Below are 18,000 nucleotides of genomic sequence, written 5' to 3'. Positions count from 1 at the left end.
TACAAACGCTTGCGATGGGTCCCGGTCAAGAGGGGACAACCGTATTCTGCCGCTTTGGGTGGGGGATGCATGATGGCGATGATTTCAGCGCTACTTCTCAGAGGGTATGAATGGAGTTCCGTTCTGGTTCCCCTGCTGAGCCTGGCCGTCTCCATGACTGTGCATAGGTGGCTGACGAGGTCCGGGCATTTTTCAGACCCAGACGATGGGGGTTCATCAGAATCTGGAGTGCCACTGTGAGGAGCGCTGGGGTGTCGAGGATCTACCCACAAGAGCGTATTCATCATCTTAGGGGGAAGTGGTGAGCCGGGTTCCGCATCCACTGCAAGTCGCTGCATTCTTCGCTCTGGCAGTTGTGTTCGCTACGTGGCAGCCGTTCGTCTGGTGGCGGGTGGGCGCTGCGGTTCTCATGCTGGCGTTTGGTTGCTACGGCCTTTATGTACTGCGGCGGAGCAAACGTATGGAGTCTACACAGGAGCCCAGCGAGCTTGAGTGACCGGGAAGTTGACGATGGCCTGCGGACTAACGTCCGCGGGCCATCGCTTTGCTAATGGGTGTTTTGGTCGGGGCGAAGGCGATTCTGCAAGTCGGGGTCACCCGAGCCGGCCACGAAGCCGAAGTCGTATTTTCCGTTCTTCGGAGGGAGCTCACGCTCCAGTTTGAGTGCCGTCGTCGGCGTGAGCAGGGTTTTCGCGATTCCACTTTCTGTTTCAAAGGTGAAGGACCCGAAAATTGTCGGGTCAACGCGGTGCCTCAACAGGAGTGTCGTGTCCGAGCCATTTACCTCACAAGCGACAGGGTGATAGTCGTCCAGGTGCCGGCCCCAAATGGGCAGGGACAGTGGGAACGAAAGCTGAACAGCTTGAGGAAACGAAAACGGGATGCGATCAATGGAAAGGCTGAAATCATCGACGCCATCCGTCTGAAGAGTGAGGGAGCGGGGGTCGAACGTCCTCGTAGGTCCGTCCGGCAGCTCTTTCGCAGACCAGATGAAGGCCCTTGGGTGCACCGAAACAGCATGCCGCACCAAGTGGTTGGCGCTTTGGCAATACGAGGTGCCGGTGTAGGCGCTTGCTTGTCCGCCGCCCAGCGCTTTTCCGATTGCGATCGCCAGCTGCTCAGAGGAAGTGTCCACCGCCTCATCCTCGCATGGGTGACGCTACCGCTTAGGAGGGTTCGCCGTCGTTGTTTGTTAGCAGGAACTTGCGCAGCAAGTTCGCCAGCTGTGTCCGCTCAGTCTTGGAGAGGCCTTCGAGCATCTTTTGCTGGTTCTCGACGTGGTGCTCCACCACGTCATCCACCAGGGCGAGGCCCTCGAGGGTGAGGCTGATCAACAGTTGCCGGCGGTTCTCTGGGTTGGTCTCGCGATGAACCAGGCCGCGCGATACCAGCCGATCCACGCGGTTGGTCATGGCCGCCGAGCCGATCATGGTGAGGCTGGCGAGTCGACCCGGCGTCAACGGCGCCTCGGCCGCTGACCGGCGCAGTGTTGCCAGGACGTCGAACTCCCACGGCTCCAGTCCGAACTGGTTCATGAATTTCTGCACGTCCAAGGAGGCGAGGCGACTCGCCCTGTTGAGTCGTCCCAGAATGCCCATGGAGCTGACGTCGATGTCGGGTCGCTCCTTGTTCCACTGCTCAAGAATCATGTCCACTGCGTCGCGGTCCATCGTCCTCCAATGCTTGACCTCAAACAGTACAGCACCTACATTGTCTTACATCAAATAGTTCGACATCGAAATGTATGGAAGTGAAAGATGAGTTCATCTGCAGCGGTTGCCAGCAAGGCGGGGGGTGGGGCGTCTAAGGCATCATCTCGCGACCTCTTTATCACCGCCCTTGCGCCGATGGTCTGGGGCTCCACCTATCTGGTGACCACGGAGTTCCTCCCCGCCGATCGGCCGCTCCTGGCCGCAACCGTGAGGGCCCTGCCAGCTGGGATCGTGCTCATGGTGGTCACCCGAACGTGGCCGCGGGGGAGTTGGTGGTTCAAAGCGGCGGCGCTGGGCGCGCTCAACATTGGGTTGTTCTTCTTTCTACTGTTCTTCACCGCGTACCAACTGCCGGGTGGGCTCGCCGCGCTGGTCATGTCCATCCAGCCTTTGTTCGTGCTCTTCCTGGGCGTGCTGTTGCTGGGGGAGAGGATCCGCAAGGCGCACATCATTGCCTGCGCAGTGGGAGCCGCGGGTGTCGGCTTGCTCGTCCTGCGATCCGACGCGACGCTGACTTTTGTGGGTGTGCTCGCCGGGATGGCGGCGGCGCTGAGCATGGCGGCCGGCATAGTCCTCACCAAGCGTTGGGGAAGGCCCGACGGCGTGGGGCTGCTTGGGTTTACCGGCCTGCAGTTAGCGATGGGTGGAGTCATGCTCCTGCCTGTGACGCTGGCTGTTGAAGGGCTGCCGGGGTCGGTTACTTTGCCTAACCTGGCGGGCTTTGCTTACCTCAGTGTCATCGGTGCCTTGGCTGCCTACGCGGTGTGGTTCCGGGGGATCCAGCGGCTGCCGACGATGGTGGTCTCGTTCCTGGGATTCCTGAGCCCGCTCGTTGCGACGGTGCTGGGATTCGTGTTCCTGGGGGAGTCTTTGTCGGGGTGGCAGCTGGCTGGGGCAGTGTTGGTGTTGGGGGCGGTGTTCTTGGTGCATCGGGAGAGGCCTCAGGGCTAATTCCGGGCAGTGGCCCGATTGCAGTCCGCAGCTAGTGGGGGCAACCATGCATAAACCCGGCGTTGCGGTTCTTCCGGTCTTGCGACCTACGCCCGCCGCCGAGAGCGCCCGGTCCCACGACTTGTTTCGAACTGTTTGCCCTGGCTTCAGTCGTGGATAGACCGACTCACCACTAATTAGAAGGGGCACCCTGTTGCGTATAGGTACACAACAGGGTGCAGTAAGCGAAGGCGCGGCGCAACTAAGCTGGACTCACACGGCGTAGAGCGCGCCGGCGTTTGCCCACACCCGGCGAAGTGCCTCTCGGATCTCGTAAGTCGCATCGCTCGACGCGAGGGCTGGGTCACGTTCAAATTGCAGGTCCGCAAGGGCCACCGCATAGGCAGTGAAAGCGATCTCCCAGATCAGTCGGCGATAGCTTGCTTCGTCATCGGGTAGCTCCTTGGCTGCCTTTACCACGGGGTGGTCGAGATTGATGATGATCTTCCGCTCGTCCTGCGCCCATCGGTAGCGATCATAGTCTGCACCATAGTGATCGTAATCTATGACAAGGCCACCGCGGAGACGGCTGTGGCCGGCTCCTGCGGGCGCGATGATCTCGTCGCCTGAGGTGTCCTTGGTTGCGGCTGGCGACGCGTTTTCGCCGCCAGGGTCGGCCGAGCCTGGAGCCCCGGGCCCCCGCGGGGTTGGTTCGGGGTTCGGTGTCGGCTCATCTACGTTATCGCCGCCGATGCCTCCCCTTCGTCCGGTTTCGTCTCCTTCTGGGTCTACGACCTTGTCAGTCGGGTGCTCTTCCCTGCCTCCAGCTTTGCCGTCGAGTAGGGTCCGCCTCCGGACGTTGTTGCCAAGGCCCTCGACGCGCTCACGGAAATCTTTAAGATCGGCATTCAGGATCTGCTCGATCTTGTCCGTCGTTTCCTTGAGACGCTTGCGATCGGCGTCAGCCTTGGCAATCCGACCTTCCTCGACCAGCTCCTGCCGGACCTGCTCAAGGCTCGCACCGATGAAAGGTATCAGGGCCTGGACTACCGGGTGTGCAGGGTTGAGCTTCATGCTGCGGTCGTTCGTGTAGGCAGCAACGGGGTCGTAAGTCGCGTTGTCGAGCTCAGGGCAATCAATGTGCCCGAATAGGTACTTGCCGTACTCTTTTGTATCAACTCCTGCCGTCTCGACAGCGACAAGGTTGTCTGTAGCGATCGTAATCTGCACCCCGCGGTGTATATTCTCGAGCGGGGCGCTGGCAGCCTTCACGGTGAGTTTTACATCACCGATGAGTGCCGCCTGATCGGTTGTGGGCCTAAAATCTCTGGTGATCGAGGCAGTCGGGCGAACAATTTCGCAGACGCGTCCATTGACAGCGACAACAGGTGAGCCCTGGAAAGCCGACAGGTGGCGCTCGATGAGTGCAACGATAGGTTCCTTGGCCAATCGAACACTGATCCCACCGATCACAACGGTTGTACCGCTCGGATCCCCGTTCGCGTCGACGTCGCTCTCAACAATATGAACAGGTACCGACGTTCCATCGGACGCATTGATGGCCTGACGGGTTACCTTAACACGTTGGCGCTTGCCATTCTTCGTAGTCGAGACTGTCAGGTCCGAGCCGATGCCGAAGGCAGCCGATTTGCCCGTACCAAATTTGCCGCGACCGGGTGTGCCCAGCCTTCGCTGATGGTTCTCGCCGTGCATGGTGAAAAAGTGCTGAAGATCGGCGCGGTCCATTCCTGAACCATTATCCTGGATCGTAATGCTTTTGCCCGGCGCGTCGACTGTCACCTGAACATGCGGTACGACGCCGGGATCAACGTACTGCAGGGAATTGACCACATACTCCCACACTGCGGCCTCTGGCGTTCGAAAGAGTTGCGCGGACTGGATGATGTCGCGGCCCACGTGACTGACGACGTTGATCTGGCTCATCGGTTTCCTTCCTCAAGGCGCCCAACGGGTGCGCGCAATTCGAGCGCCGAGGGGATCGCCTCTTTCATGAATGCTTCCACGTACTCGTCGCCCCGAATGAGCTCCTGAAGCTGCGCAGTTTTTCGAGTGCGATCTTTGGCCGGCGTATATTCGTCGATGCGGAAGACGCCCGCTGCCTGGCGTGACGTGAAGGCCCTGCCGTTGGTCCACAAGCGGAATGCCTCCGAAACACGCACGCGGTTCACCGCTGCCCCGGCTTCCCGTGTTTCAGCCCGGCGCCGTTGCGTAGCTGCTGATGTCGCAGCGACTGTGACGGGTGTGTTATCTAGCAGGCTTGGGTTCGCTTCGATCCAATCGACGCCCCGGGGCGTCAAATGCCACCCCTTTTGAATCGAGCCCTCAATGCGAGGCTCGCGGCCCTCGCCTTCATGGCGGAGTGTAGTACGCACTGCATCAAGATCAACCCGCTCAGGGTACTTTTTCCAACCGAACGCACGTCGATCGATCGCATGCGCCGCAATAGCGGCGTCCTCAGTGTCGATCACAGTGGATGCGCCGCCCAATTTCGCTAGTGCTACCACTGATACGTCTTTTTTTGTCAGTTTCATTCACACTCCCCGTTCGCACACTTACTACTATTTTTTGAGGTTCGCACACTTACTACTTTGTGTCAAGATGGGATTATGCTTAAGCCGAATGAACCCGAGTTCGATTCATTGCACCGAGCGGCGGTCAAAGCGACCGAGGGGTGGAGCTCAATCAAATCGTCGATGGCTCTGCGCGCCTCCGGGCTCGACGATGCCACCGGCAAACGCAATAGCCTCGATTCAATCGCCGCTGATTTCGGGGTCTCCCGTGAGACCGTCCGAAGAGCACGAAACGAGCTTCTGCGATCGATCGAGGTGCCGAGCGGAATGATGAGTGACGCCGTTTACTCGGTGTTGTCGCTGCCGGTTCCGTCTGGGCCTTCTGCGAACTTGCTCCCCACTGCCCGCGCCTTGCGCCGGTTGCTCACCATTACTGGCCCCCTCCGATGGGATGACGTCGTCAGCGCCTGGGCCCGGGCCGGTGGGAAGGCGCCGTACACACCACTCCCTGCTGACATCGCGACAATGCGTGAATGGGCACTAGAAGCCGGCGGGTTCACGGTGTCGACTTCCGGGGAAGGCTCGTACTCGGTGATAGTTGCAGCGACCTTTCCGGAGGACCTCGACCCTGTCAGTCAGTTCTTGCTCGAAGCCATGCGCGGCCGACCGGGCGGGGTGGCCCGGAGCGAGCTCTTGGACCATGGGGAAAAGGTCGGACTAAGGCGGACGACAATTGCGACCACGCTCAGTACCCATCCAGCTGTCACTCGAGTGGGTCGAGGGATGTGGGCATTGCGAGGACAGCATAACGAAAGCTCCTCCGGCAACGTCATGGCGCCCCGACTCGCTCGCCGCGCCCGCCCGACATCATTTGTCTGGGGCGCCGACGGGTCACTTATGATCGAGTTCTCGGTCTCCACCAGTCCTAGCCCAGTCGTCGCAGTACCAAGAGCAGTCTCCGAGATAATCGAGGGCCGAGAGTTTCGAATGGATACTGATGGGGTGGGCGCCGGGCGTGTCAATGTGCGGAACGCCCGACTATGGGGCTTCGGTTCCCTGCTTTCGGAATTGAGGGTGCCAGTTGGAACTCGGGCGGTGATCGCCCTAAATCTGATCACTAGCAGAGCTACAATTACAACCGCCGAAGGAAGGGCAGGTCTCGATGACTAGTCGGAGACTCGAGGATGAGGTAGAGAGCCTGCTCGTAGAGGCGTACACGACCGCATTCAACCGTCAGCCCTCGGACGACTGGCGTAGGGCGATGGCCATGCGGGTTGGGACAGCAGGCGATGTCTCCACGCTCGACGAGGCGGGCGCTGAAATCGGCGTTACGCGGGAGCGCGTTCGCCAGGTCATGGCCAGGATTGAGCCCGAGCTGAAAGGCGCGACAGTTCACCGTGCAAAGGACGTCGCTGAGGCGCTTGCGGCGCGCTCACCTGTACCCGAACCCATCGGTAGGCGGCTCGCGAGATCGGGAAAAACGCGGCCAACCCTCACGGGTAAGGCATTCTTGAATATCCTCAAACTCATCGGCACCTCGCCGATTGAATTGGTCGGCGTAGACCTTGTGTGCGTCGATGACTGGTTCGTTGAGGAGTCGGAGGTGGCCGTGATGAAGGCATTTTCAACTGCGAAAAAGCATACTAGCTCCTACGGCATGACAACAGTCGAAGAGATCCGGCAGGCGCTTGCCACTCCCGGCAATCCCCTTGATCCAACGGACATTCGCCGTGTTCTGACACGGGAGCCGAGTGTTAGGTGGGCGGGCGAGTGGCTGTGGGTTGAGAAGGACCAAGACGGCACGCATGCGAATCGCTTGGTGAACACTGCGCGGTCGATCTTGTCGGTAAACTCGCCACAGACGGTTTTCTCGATCCATGAGGGCGCACGTAGGTTGTGGAAGTTCCGGGGCCTCGACATCCTTCCGCCTACCGAAGCAATGAGGATCTTCTTCGACGAGAGCCCCTACTTTGTCGTGGAAGGTGAACTCGTGCGTCCGATCAAGCCGCTCGACTATCGCGAAGTACTAGGCAGTACAACTGCGACGATGGTTGACGTTCTGAAAGGGTCGCCGTATCAGGTGATGGACCGCCTGTCCCTGGCCGAGGCCTGCAGTGACGCGGGCATTCCCAAAGGAACGTATGGAATATGGACCACATACGCGGAGTGGATGGAAAGGTTTGGTTCGAATGTATGGGGCCTACGTGGAAGTTCCCCGCATCCCGGCGCTGTAGAGGCGATCCGAACAGCAGCGAAAGCGCGGCAAAAGGCCGAGCCGAGAAGGAAATCCTGGTCCTGGGCTCCTGACGGCCGAATTGCTCAGACTATGGATGTGACTACGTCTTTCCTTAGCAGTGGCGTGCTCTCCTTTGTCCCGGAGATCCAGGGGCTGTTTGCCGGTCAGTCTCTCGCGATCTCGTATGAGGGCAAACAAGTGGCGACGGCGAAGCTCGGTGACGACCATTCATTCTGCTGGGGTTGGCACCCTGCGATCGCCGCGATGGGCGTGAATCCTGGGGATGTGTTGCGGATAACTGTTGACGTGGGTGCCAAGAGGGCCGAGCTGCAGGTGGGCGGCCAGGAGTTCTGGAATTAGCCCTGTTGTCTCTGGCGACCCGGGCTGAGCCATGTCTAAGGTATTCCAGGGTGCAACTTCGTGCGGAAGCTGACTAAGAATTGCGTTGAGGATCAACGAAGCTGACGGTCGTGCAAGCGAGTTGCTGGGAACAAGCTCAACGGAGCTTCACTGAAGGGTCCAGACCTATGTCTTAGTCGGGCGTTCGATTACCGGTCAGTGACGGATCTAGGTTCTGCAGCATTCCGACGCTCGGGTGCGAGCCTCGAGAACCCTGAACGACGACCGTTTGACACGCACGCGATTAGTCTCTTCACCGAGTCGGCCGAGATACCTAGGGCCTTGCAGTTGGGAGTTAGTCAGTTCGTACCGTGAGGCGAACGGATCCAACCAGCGCTCGTGTTGCAGGCTGAGGGGCGTGGCTAGCATAGGATCAACTTGCCGACTAGATGTCGATTTTCCAATGCCAGACTGCCATGGGGGCCCTAGTGTCTACGACGTTTGATCAACTCCTCGACTCCTACCGGGATCTCGCTGATTCGGAGCGCATGAAGGGCAGCTATTTTGAGCAGCTGATTGAGCAGTACCTAGAAAACGACGGCGTACAGGCACCCCAGTATTCGAATGTCTGGCTGTGGCGGGACTGGCCTGGGCGTGAGGGCAAGTCTGACAATGGGATTGACCTCGTTGCACAACGCGTCGATGGTGGAGTAACGGCCATACAGTGCAAGTTTTACGTCGAAGACCACGTCATGCAGAAGCACGACATCGATTCGTTTATGTCTGCGTCTGGAAAGAAGCCGTTTACCCACAGACTCATTGTTTCGACCACTGCCAAATGGTCCAAGAATGCTGAGGAGATGCTGGACAGTCAGCATCTCCCAGTGCAGCGTATAGGGTTGACCGAATTCCGTCACTCAAACATTGACTGGGCGACTTATACGCTCACCGACCCAGCCAACGCTCCTAAGCTGCATGAGAAGAAGCAGCTCCGCACGCATCAGCACGAGGCGGTCACGGCGGCACTGAAGGGTTTCCAAGACAGCGACCGCGGCAAGCTGATAATGGCCTGTGGCACCGGCAAGACGTTCACGGCACTGAAGATCGCCGAACGTTTCGTGGAGGCCGAGGGCCACGCGCGCGTCCTGTTCCTCGTGCCGTCCCTGGCCTTGATGTCCCAGTCCTTGAAGGAGTGGTCGGACGAGACACAGCAGCCAATGCACGCTTACGCGGTGTGCTCGGACGTGAAGGTAGGCCGGCAGAAGAACTCGGACCTGACCGACGTCGCGATCCACGACCTTCAGATTCCGGCTACCACCGACGGCAAAACTCTAGTGGAGGCGATGGGCAGACGTGAACTCGACGAGGGCATGACCGTGGTGTTCTCCACGTACCAGTCCATTGAGGCCATCGCCGAGGCCCAGCGAGCCGGGATGCCCGACTTTGACTTGATCATCTGCGATGAAGCCCACCGCACGACTGGCGCCACGCTCGCCGGCACGGAGGAGTCCCACTTCGTCAAGATCCATGACAACAGCAAGATCGCCGGCGTCAAGCGGCTTTACATGACGGCCACACCGCGGCTGTTCAACGACGACACGAAGAACGCCGCTCTGGAGAAGGACGCCATCCTGTGCTCGATGGATGACGTGGAACTCTACGGGCCGGTGTTCTACCGGATCGGCTTCGGCGAAGCGGTCACCAAGAAACTGCTCAGCGACTACAAGGTCCTGGTGCTCGGAGTCGATGAGAGCCAAGTCGTCTCCAGCTTCCAGAACCAGCTGGCGGATTCGAGCATGGAACTGCAGATCGACGATGTCGCCAAGCTCATCGGCTGCTGGAACGGGCTCGCGAAGCGCCGGTCCGGGGAGTTCGAGTCCTCTTTTGGGACCGACTCGCAGCCGATGCTAAGGGCCCTGGCGTTCAACCGAGACATCAAATCCTCCAAGTTGGTCGAGTCTGAGTTCGAGGACCTCGTCCGAGTGCACCTGACCAACCTGGAGAACGACGACCCCACCGACGACCTCAAGGTGGAGGTCAAGCATGTCGACGGCGGCTTCAACGCCGTCTCGCGGGCGGAGCGTTTGGACTGGCTCAAGGAAGAGGCCAACGACGACGGCGGCCAGCCCACCTGCCGGATCCTCACCAACGCCCGCTGCCTCACCGAGGGCGTGGACGTGCCCTCTCTGGATGCAGTGCTGTTCCTGAATCCGCGCAACTCGATGGTGGATGTGATCCAGGCCGTGGGCCGCGTCATGCGCATCGCAAAGGGCAAGCAGTTTGGGTACATCATCTTGCCGATCGCGATTCCTTCCGGAATGTCCACCTCCGAGGCGCTTAAGGACAATGCCCGGTACAAGGTGGTGTGGCAGGTCCTGCAGGCTCTCCGCGCACACGACGAGCGCATGGACGCGGCGATCAACCAGATCGAGTTGAACAAGAACGCCCCGGAATCCATTCTGATCGAGACCGTCGATCTGGAGCCAAAGAAGAAGTCAAAGATAATCGACCCACGGCCAACACCGGACCCGGACAACCCTGAGGATCCGCTGTACGTCCAGCCTGCGCTGCAGTTCCCGGCGGAGGAGTGGAAGGACTCCGTCTACGCCAAGATCGTGGACAAGTGCGGCAACCGTATGTATTGGGAGGATTGGTCCAAGGACATCGCTGCGATCGCGAACAAGCACATCGTGCTGATCAACCAGCTGCTCGAGCACGCTGATTTAGGGCACCGGGCTGCGTTTGATGACTTCATCCAGGGCCTGCGAGAGAACCTAAATCCGGAGATCGACCAAGCTCAGGCCGTGGAAATGCTGGCCCAACACCTGGTCACCAAGCCCGTGTTCGATGCGATGTTCGCCGATTCGAACTTCACCGAGCACAATCCGGTCTCGAAAGCGATGCAGAACATCCTGAACCAGCTCGATGAAAACTCCGCATTCGAAAAGGAGCGGGCTGGGCTGGAGAAGTTCTACGACTCCGTCCGGGCGCGCGTGAAGTCCATCGACAACGCTGCCGCGAAGCAGAAGATCATCCTTGAGCTCTACGACAACTTCTTCCGCAACGCCTTCCCTCGGGTAGCCGACCGGCTCGGAATCGTCTTCACACCCGTGCCGGTGGTGGACTACATCCTTCGTTCCGCCGATGCGGCCTTGCGCCACGAATTTGGCAAATCACTCTCCGACGAAGGCGTCTCCATCCTGGAGCCCTTCGTCGGGACCGGAACGTTCGTGACCCGGCTGCTGCAATCCGGGCTGATCAAACCGGAGGATCTGCACCGTAAATACACCACCGAGCTATTCGCCAACGAGATCGTTCTGCTTAGCTACTACATCGCCGCCATCAACATCGAGACCGTCTTCGCTGAAGAATCAATCAGACACGGTACCGGCCACGGCTATGTTCCCTTCGACGGGATTGCCCTGACGGACACCTTCCAGCTCAACGAATCCGATGACCAGCTGGAATCCTCCGAGTTCTTCCCCGAGAACAATGAGCGCGTGAAACGGCAAAAGAACGCGCCCATCCAAGTCATCGTGATGAACCCGCCCTACTCTGCCGGCCAGACAAACGCGAATGATAACAACCAGAACCAGGCCTACCCTGTACTGGACGCCTCCATCGCCGAAAGCTACGCCAGGCAGTCCACTGCGACGAACAAGAACAGCCTCTACGATTCCTACATCCGCGGGATCCGCTGGGCCTCCAACCGGATCAAGAACGACGGCGTTATCGCTTTCGTTTCCAACGGCAGCTTCATCGATGGCAACACCGCCGACGGCATCCGCAAGACTTTCGCCACCGAGTTTAGCCGAATCTTCGTCTACAACCTCCGAGGCAATCAGCGCACCTCAGGTGAGCAGTCCCGCAGGGAAGGTGGCAAGGTCTTCGGCAGTGGCTCCCGGACCCAAGTGGCCATCTGTATCCTGATCAAGAACTCCGACAGCACGAGTCCGGCGGATATCCAGTACCGGGACATCGGTGACTACCTCACTCGCGAACAGAAACTCGACATCCTCACCATGGAGCAGTCTCTCGAGGGCACCGACTGGGAAACCATCGCACCCAACGAGCACGGCGACTGGATCAACCACCGCGACGAACGCTACGACGAATTCCAGCCAATAGGCGACAAAGCTGCCAAAGGCACGACGGCGACGCCTGGGATCTTCGAAAACTACTCGTCTGGCTTGAAGACTAACCGCGACGCCTGGTGTTACAACTTCAGCAAATCTGCAGTCGAGTTGAATATGCGCCGCACGATCGACTTCTATAACTCGCAGCTCGCAGAGGACGAGCCAAACAACGATGCCACCAGAATTGCCTGGGGTGGAAGCCTGAAAGATGACCTCAAACGGGGGACACACCTGGAATACGAGCAATCGGCATTGCAGCACTCTATATATCGTCCGTTTTGTCGGCAAACGGTCTACTATTCCGGAAGCATGAACGAGCGCCGGTATCAGCTCCCAAAGCTGTTCCCAACCCCAGATCATCCGAACATCGCGCTATACATGAGCAGTCCGGGAGCGTCCAAGATTTTCAGCCCGCTAATCGTCGACTGCGTCCCAAATCTGCACCTCGTTCACACAGGCCAGGCGTATAGCCTCTACACCTATGAACTGATAGCTTCCGAAGCGCAAGGTGACCTCTTCGCTGATGCTACCGGTGTCGTCTTCGATGGCTACCGGCGCCGTGACAATATCACCGAGGCGACCCTGACCGCCTACCGAGGCTTTTACGAAGACGCCGCCATCAGCAAGGAGGACATCTTCTATTATGTCTACGGCGTCGTTCATTCCCCGGCATATCGCGAGAGCTACAAGGCCGACCTCCAAAAGATGCTGCCGCGCATCCCCAAGGTCAAGGACTTCCGGGGCTTCAGCACGGCCGGCCGCGCGCTCGCCGAGCTGCACTTGAATTACGAGACGGTGGAGCCGTACGCGCTGGAAGAGATAGTCCACGGAGCCCCTGCTGGCGATGAGTACGACCTCTACCGGGTCAACAAGCTGTCCTTCGGCGCCCGTAAGGACCGTTCCCGCATCGTCTACAACTCGCAAGTTACCCTGGCCGGCATCCCGGACGAGGCCTTCGACTACCAGGTCAACGGCAAGTCGGCGCTGGAATGGATTATCGACCGCTACCAGGTCACCACCCACAAGGACTCGCAGATCACCAACGACCCCAACGACTATTGCCGCGAGGTTGGCAACCCCCGGTACATCCTCGACCTAATCAAGCGGATCGTCACGGTGTCGGTGGAGACTAGTCGGATCGTCACAAACTTGCCCGCTCTAGAGATTGCCGAGTAACAGCCGTGGTTGAAAGGACGGTCAAGAGTAGGATCCATGCTGCCGAGCAGCCGCTGAATCAGATTTTCAGTGAGCAACTCGAATTCTCAATCCCGGACTATCAGCGGCCCTACGCCGGGGGTGGCGAGCAAGCCAGCCAACTCCTATTAGACATTATGGAGGCTCAACGACGTAGCCCAGATGAACCGTACTTCCTAGGGTCGCTCGTCCTAGTCAAGGAGGAAGGCAGCCCCGAAGCCGACGTGATCGACGGTCAGCAACGTCTGACAACGCTGTCCATTCTTCTGACTGTCCTGAGGGAGCTGAGCGAGAACTCCCAAGTTCGGTCCGAGATGCGTGAGTACATTGTGGAGCCGGGGAGGATCACGTCGGGAATTGCCAGTAAGCCCAGGCTCCACCTCCGCGCCCGCGATCGCGACTTTTCACCCGGTACGTTCAGGATCAGGGCAAGCTCCAGGAACTTTTCGCGTTGTCGGACGGCCAACTGAAGACCGACGCGCAACGTGCGATTCGTGACAACGCCAACCTCCTCCACGACCAGCTGGTGAAGTTAAGTGAAGAGCAGCGTATGGCGCTGATCATGATGCTGACCTTGCGAACATTTCTCGTGATGGTCTCGACCGAGGATCTGGACAGCGCCCACCGCATTTTTAGCGTTATGAACGCTCGCGGTCTTGATCTGTCGGCCGCGGACATCTTTAAAGCCGAGCTCATCGGCCAAGTTCCTGATCGCGCACGGGTCGGTTATGCGGACAAATGGGAAGTGGCGGAGGTCGAGCTCGGCAGGGATGGTTTCGCGGACTTGTTCCAGCACATCAGGATGATCTTCACGAAAGTCCGGGGACGGCAGGAGATCTTCAAGGAATTCCGTGAAGAAGTCCTAGATCCATATCTGAAGGAGATAGGTACTGCCGAATCGTTCATCGATGACATCCTTCTTCCGTATGCCGATGCGTACGGGACGGTGGTTGACAGAAGATATCCGTCTTCGGGCTCAGCGGACCGGATCAACAGATGGTTGCTGCGGTTCAACCAAATGGACAACCAGGATTGGGTCCCTCCGGTTCCGAAGCATCAAATCGCGAGCTCGATCATAAGAAGCCTCGATATTTCTCTGGTCCGAATGGTTCCGCACCTTTCACTCTTACAATCCAGGTCATTGCGACTGATGAATGGAATCCGGCTGTGTTGAAGGATCGTCAGTACAAGTTGGTGAATGCACTGGACATCCTCTGGTCTCTTTCTTAACTTGGAACTGTTCTCAGATTGGAGCATTATGAGAAACCCGAATTCGTCTCCCATTGATTGCCTCGAATGTGCCGCGGCAACGCGCTACAATTTGCTCACTGGTCGCATTTACTCACATCAGATTCCAGGGAAGGTAGAAACCTGCCGGGCATCAGCGAAACAGATCGAGGCCCCGGCCGAAGGCGAGAAAGCGGTATTGGCTCCACTTCGCTACCGGCCAGAACCTTCTCGATACGTGTCAGCGGAATCCGAAGCAACGACGAGCGTGAAGGCCGTCAGCGGAGGTCTCCCTGGAAAGGGCAAACGAAGGTGATTCGGGTAAGCCGAGACTATCTATCGAGAATTCAATCAGCAATCAGATCGCAAAGTGCTTGGTGTCCATCCCCACGCCGCCAACTATGGCTGAGTATGGCGTGTTCAGCCTAGGCCTTCCGACTACGGCCGCTGCGATGCACCCATCAATGACCTTCCGCATGCGTCAGTTTAGTTTGACTCGACTCCTGCGAAACGCTCGGGAAGGTCGTCTCTGAAAGTGATGTCGCCGTTTTTCGATTTTTCTACCCAGCAGTGTAGGCGCGTGCTACGGGGGCGAAGTTCGCGGAGGCTATGAATCAGCCGAGCGTCCCGAATTAGCAGTTGAGAACTGCTCTTGATAAGCAAGATGCTCGTAATTCAGCCCATGTGCGTCCATTACCTTTAGCTTTCCGATCGGGCTCCCGAGCTTCATTACCGTGCTGTCAGGCCGAACGGTCAGGGCATGTCCGTCGAAAAGAACATGGCAGTTGGGGCATAGGCAGAGGATGTTCTCTAAAGTATCGGGCCCGTTGTGAGGGATGCCCAGTGGCCGGATGTGTGCACCCTCCGAATAAGGCCCGGCGGCGGTTGCGAGTCTGGTTCCGCATATCTGGCAGCTATTGTCATAGAGTCGCTTCACGGAAGCTGCGACATCGTAGTTCCGAATGATCCGATTTACTTGTGCGCTGCGTCGAGGCGGCGTTACATCCTCCCCACGGGTCAAAGCCGTAGCAACTTCATCGGGGATGAGACTCTCGCCAGCAACTGCTCGGAGCTGGTAGATCAGGACTTTCCAACCTTCTCGCATACCCCAGCCCCAATTAGTGACTGCGAACAGCCCCAGGTAGATATATTCGTTGTCGGCATTCCTCACGGTGAGCACGGACTCCCTGACTAGGACCCGAACAGGCCGGCCAAGTTTGTAATTCTCGACCAGGCCAAGGTTGCCCTTTTCCAGCTTTTGATCGGCGATGTGTCGGTCTGTGTTAGGGGCCCGACCACCAAATCCGGTGTAGGTGATCAAGTCGCCCTGAATCCTGTCATCTGAGTATCCATCGGAAAGGCAAATGGATTGGGTGCCGCCTGCCTGGCCAGCAATGCCTGCCTGTGTGGTCCTGTGAACGCCGGCGTCAAATGCCTCCCGTCGATCCCTGAAAGCTGTCCCCGGCGGACACTCGGGAATTCCCCCGTACACAACCTGACGGGTCTCGCCGGCATTCGAGACTAGCTCGATCCCGAAGCGACTAAGCGCTCTTCGAGTTTCTTCTCCACCAGAGAACAGCCGGACAGAGAGCGGGCCTCTATCAGGATGCTGCTTCCCGTACGCGACTGCTAAGAGGGGTTTGGAGTCGATCCACACGCCCTCGACTGCAGCGAAGTACCGTACGGAAGGTTGTTGCTCGTACTTTTCAAGGAAAGCGTGTCTTCCAAGGGACATGAACTCCTCAATTGTTTTTATCACTGCTGATGGATCCGTCAGTTCCGACAATGCCCCCACAGAAGTACCACCTAGCCCATAGCCCTCTATTGCCAACTACGTCTGGCGTCGCGCAGCGGCGGATCGTTTGAGTCTCGGCGGGGATGCCGACGATCTGCTGTCCAAAATATACGAGAACAGCGTCACGATCGATGTCTGGCCTACACATATATTGGGGATCTCTGTTTCACGGCCATTTTCGAGGCTGGTGGCGTCCAGGACTCGGAGGTTAAATTCAAATTCGGAGTTTGACGATTTGCCGTCCTGCGATCCCGCCGCCCTGTCGGAAGACCGTGCTTCCCCAGGCTCCTGTAGCGGCGTCAATGTGACTCCACCACGGGCCATGGGCATGCGAGGAGGAAGACGACCAGCGACTAATTAACATCTACCGGCGCTGCTCATCGACTAGGTCGCGGCCGTAGATCGATTTCGGAGTGGTAGGGATGGGCGGGGCTGTCGGTTCAAGCGGTACCAGCGACGCGGGGGAACGCTGCGAGAACGCGGGCAATGTGAGCTGGAGTCGAGTCACGGGAGACGTTGCGGAAGATGTTGTAAGCTGCTTGGCCCAGTGCAGCCCACTTTCAAGACGGGACGCTAGCAGCAATGCACTCAGTTTATGAGCAGGCCCAGGGAACGTATCAAAACTTGGCAAGCCTCCCCGCCATGTACTCCGCGTCCAGCCCCACGCCACCAACGATCGCTGAGTAGTGGCGGGTCAGCCACGGCAGGCCGACCACGTATATGCCGGGAATTTGTGTAACTCCTCGATCGTGCCTCGGATAGCCCCACTGGTCAGTGAAGGGCATGTCGGCCAAGCTGAAGTCGAGTTTGTACCCGCTGGCCCATATGACGGACGTGATGTTTGCATCTGCCAGGTTCACTTGCGCCGGCCCTGAGGGCATCCAGTCATCGGCAGGTGCGGGTTTCTGCTCCGGCGCATCAATCCCCGCCGCCGAAATGTACGCATCAATTGCTCTACCTGAGCGTTGCGCGAAGATCGATTCGACCGCTGCGAAGCGGTCGGGGAGGTCGTCGCTGAAGGTGATGTCGCCGTCGTCGATTGATTCCAGGTGACCGTGCAGGTGCATGCCGCGGCGGCCCAGCTCGCGGAGGTGAATGGCGTGCCCGCCGTCGGTACCGGAGAGCAGGGGGTTTGGTGCGAAACGCGCCGCGGGGGAGGGGAGCGCCTCCGTAGTGAGGGCGTTGACGCCGAAGTCGGGGCCATGTTTGCCGGTTTCGAGCATCCAGTAGATGAGGTCCTGGCCGCGGTATCGGCGGGGTGCTTCGGGGACGATTGAGACGGAGAGGTGGACTTCGCGGCCGGCTGCGTGGAGCTCCTCGGCGATCTGCCCACCCGACTGGCCCGTGCCGACGATGAGCACGGCGCCGTCTGGCAGTTGCTCTGGATTGCGGTAGTCGTGGGTATGGAATTGGGTCACGCCGGCAGGGAGCTTGGCTGCGATGGCGGGGACCTTGGGTACCTGGTAGGCGCCGGTTGCGAGGACGACGTTCCGCGCCCGCAGGTGCCCGAGAGACGTCTCAACGTTGAAGCCGCCGTCCGATCCCGCGGATAGACGGGTCACATCGACGCCCGTGTGAACCGGTGCAGCGATCAGCTCCGCATACCGCCTGAAGAGGTTCACCACGGCGTCGCGGGAGATGAAGGCGTCCCGGTCGTCGCCGTCGTACGGCATCCCAGGGAGGTCCAGCGCAAGGTTCGGGGTGTTCATGTAGAAGCTGTCCCAACGGTCCTGGAATGCGCCGCCAAGTGAATCGCGTTGTTCCAGGATCTGATGCTCGACGCCGAATTGCGTGAGCCAGTAGCTCGTCGTGAGGCCGGCTTGCCCTGCGCCGATGATGACCGTATCCGGGGTCGCTCCCATGGGGTGGAGTTTACGCCTGCGGGGCTGCTTGGGGACAT

General features: G+C 59.0%; 11 protein-coding genes. 5 read left to right on the top strand and 6 right to left on the bottom strand.

Going from position 1 to position 18,000, the window contains the following annotated elements:
• Positions 1 to 547: 547 nt before the first annotated feature.
• Positions 548 to 1,135: a hypothetical protein gene (locus tag GVL04_RS01285; protein WP_159698344.1), complete on the bottom strand. Its 588-nt coding sequence runs from the start codon at positions 1,133 to 1,135 to the stop codon at positions 548 to 550.
• Positions 1,136 to 1,166: 31 nt separating this feature from the next.
• On the bottom strand, positions 1,167 to 1,670 hold the full coding sequence (locus GVL04_RS01280; protein WP_159698341.1) for a MarR family winged helix-turn-helix transcriptional regulator: 504 nt from the start codon (positions 1,668 to 1,670) through the stop codon (positions 1,167 to 1,169).
• 87 nt (positions 1,671 to 1,757) lie between these two features.
• Here GVL04_RS01280 and GVL04_RS01275 point away from each other — a divergent pair, with 87 nt between their 5' ends.
• Positions 1,758 to 2,663 (top strand): EamA family transporter, encoded by a 906-nt coding sequence (locus GVL04_RS01275; RefSeq protein WP_159698338.1) that lies wholly within the window; start codon positions 1,758 to 1,760, stop codon positions 2,661 to 2,663.
• A gap of 252 nt (positions 2,664 to 2,915) precedes the next feature.
• Here GVL04_RS01275 and GVL04_RS01270 read toward each other — a convergent pair whose 3' ends face one another.
• Both GVL04_RS01270 and GVL04_RS01265 read right to left on the bottom strand, forming a co-directional pair.
• Positions 2,916 to 4,586 carry an ATP-binding protein gene (locus GVL04_RS01270; protein WP_159698335.1) on the bottom strand — a complete coding sequence of 557 codons (1,671 nt, stop codon included), beginning with the start codon at positions 4,584 to 4,586 and terminating at the stop codon, positions 2,916 to 2,918.
• A complete protein-coding gene (locus GVL04_RS01265; protein ID WP_159698332.1) occupies positions 4,583 to 5,194 on the bottom strand; it encodes a hypothetical protein in 612 nt (203 codons plus the stop codon). Before GVL04_RS01265 ends, GVL04_RS01270 begins: the two co-directional genes overlap by 4 nt.
• Positions 5,195 to 6,335: 1,141 nt before the next feature.
• Here GVL04_RS01265 and GVL04_RS01260 point away from each other — a divergent pair.
• The 4 genes from GVL04_RS01260 (at position 6,336) to GVL04_RS01245 (ending at position 14,252) form a co-directional block, all read left to right on the top strand.
• Positions 6,336 to 7,769, top strand: coding sequence for a hypothetical protein (locus GVL04_RS01260; protein ID WP_159698329.1), 1,434 nt, complete (start codon positions 6,336 to 6,338; stop codon positions 7,767 to 7,769).
• 467 nt (positions 7,770 to 8,236) lie between these two features.
• Complete coding sequence (locus GVL04_RS01255; protein WP_327785608.1) at positions 8,237 to 13,060, top strand: type ISP restriction/modification enzyme; 4,824 nt, start codon at positions 8,237 to 8,239, stop codon at positions 13,058 to 13,060.
• 5 nt (positions 13,061 to 13,065) lie between these two features.
• Positions 13,066 to 13,548: a DUF262 domain-containing protein gene (locus GVL04_RS01250; RefSeq protein ID WP_159698323.1), complete on the top strand. Its 483-nt coding sequence runs from the start codon at positions 13,066 to 13,068 to the stop codon at positions 13,546 to 13,548.
• Positions 13,530 to 14,252, top strand: coding sequence for a hypothetical protein (locus GVL04_RS01245; protein WP_159698320.1), 723 nt, complete (start codon positions 13,530 to 13,532; stop codon positions 14,250 to 14,252). The genes GVL04_RS01250 and GVL04_RS01245 overlap by 19 nt, the downstream gene beginning before the upstream one ends.
• A gap of 660 nt (positions 14,253 to 14,912) precedes the next feature.
• Here GVL04_RS01245 and GVL04_RS01240 read toward each other — a convergent pair.
• Positions 14,913 to 16,100 carry a YDG/SRA domain-containing protein gene (locus tag GVL04_RS01240; protein WP_159698317.1) on the bottom strand — a complete coding sequence of 396 codons (1,188 nt, stop codon included), beginning with the start codon at positions 16,098 to 16,100 and terminating at the stop codon, positions 14,913 to 14,915.
• 617 nt (positions 16,101 to 16,717) lie between these two features.
• Complete coding sequence (locus tag GVL04_RS01235; RefSeq protein WP_159698314.1) at positions 16,718 to 17,962, bottom strand: NAD(P)/FAD-dependent oxidoreductase; 1,245 nt, start codon at positions 17,960 to 17,962, stop codon at positions 16,718 to 16,720.
• Between the last annotated feature and the right edge of the window lie 38 nt (positions 17,963 to 18,000).

It is taken from the genome of Arthrobacter sp. 18067, assembly GCF_902706295.1.
Classification (GTDB): Bacteria; Actinomycetota; Actinomycetes; order Actinomycetales; family Micrococcaceae; genus Arthrobacter.
This window is presented reverse-complemented; position numbering and strand designations above follow the sequence as displayed.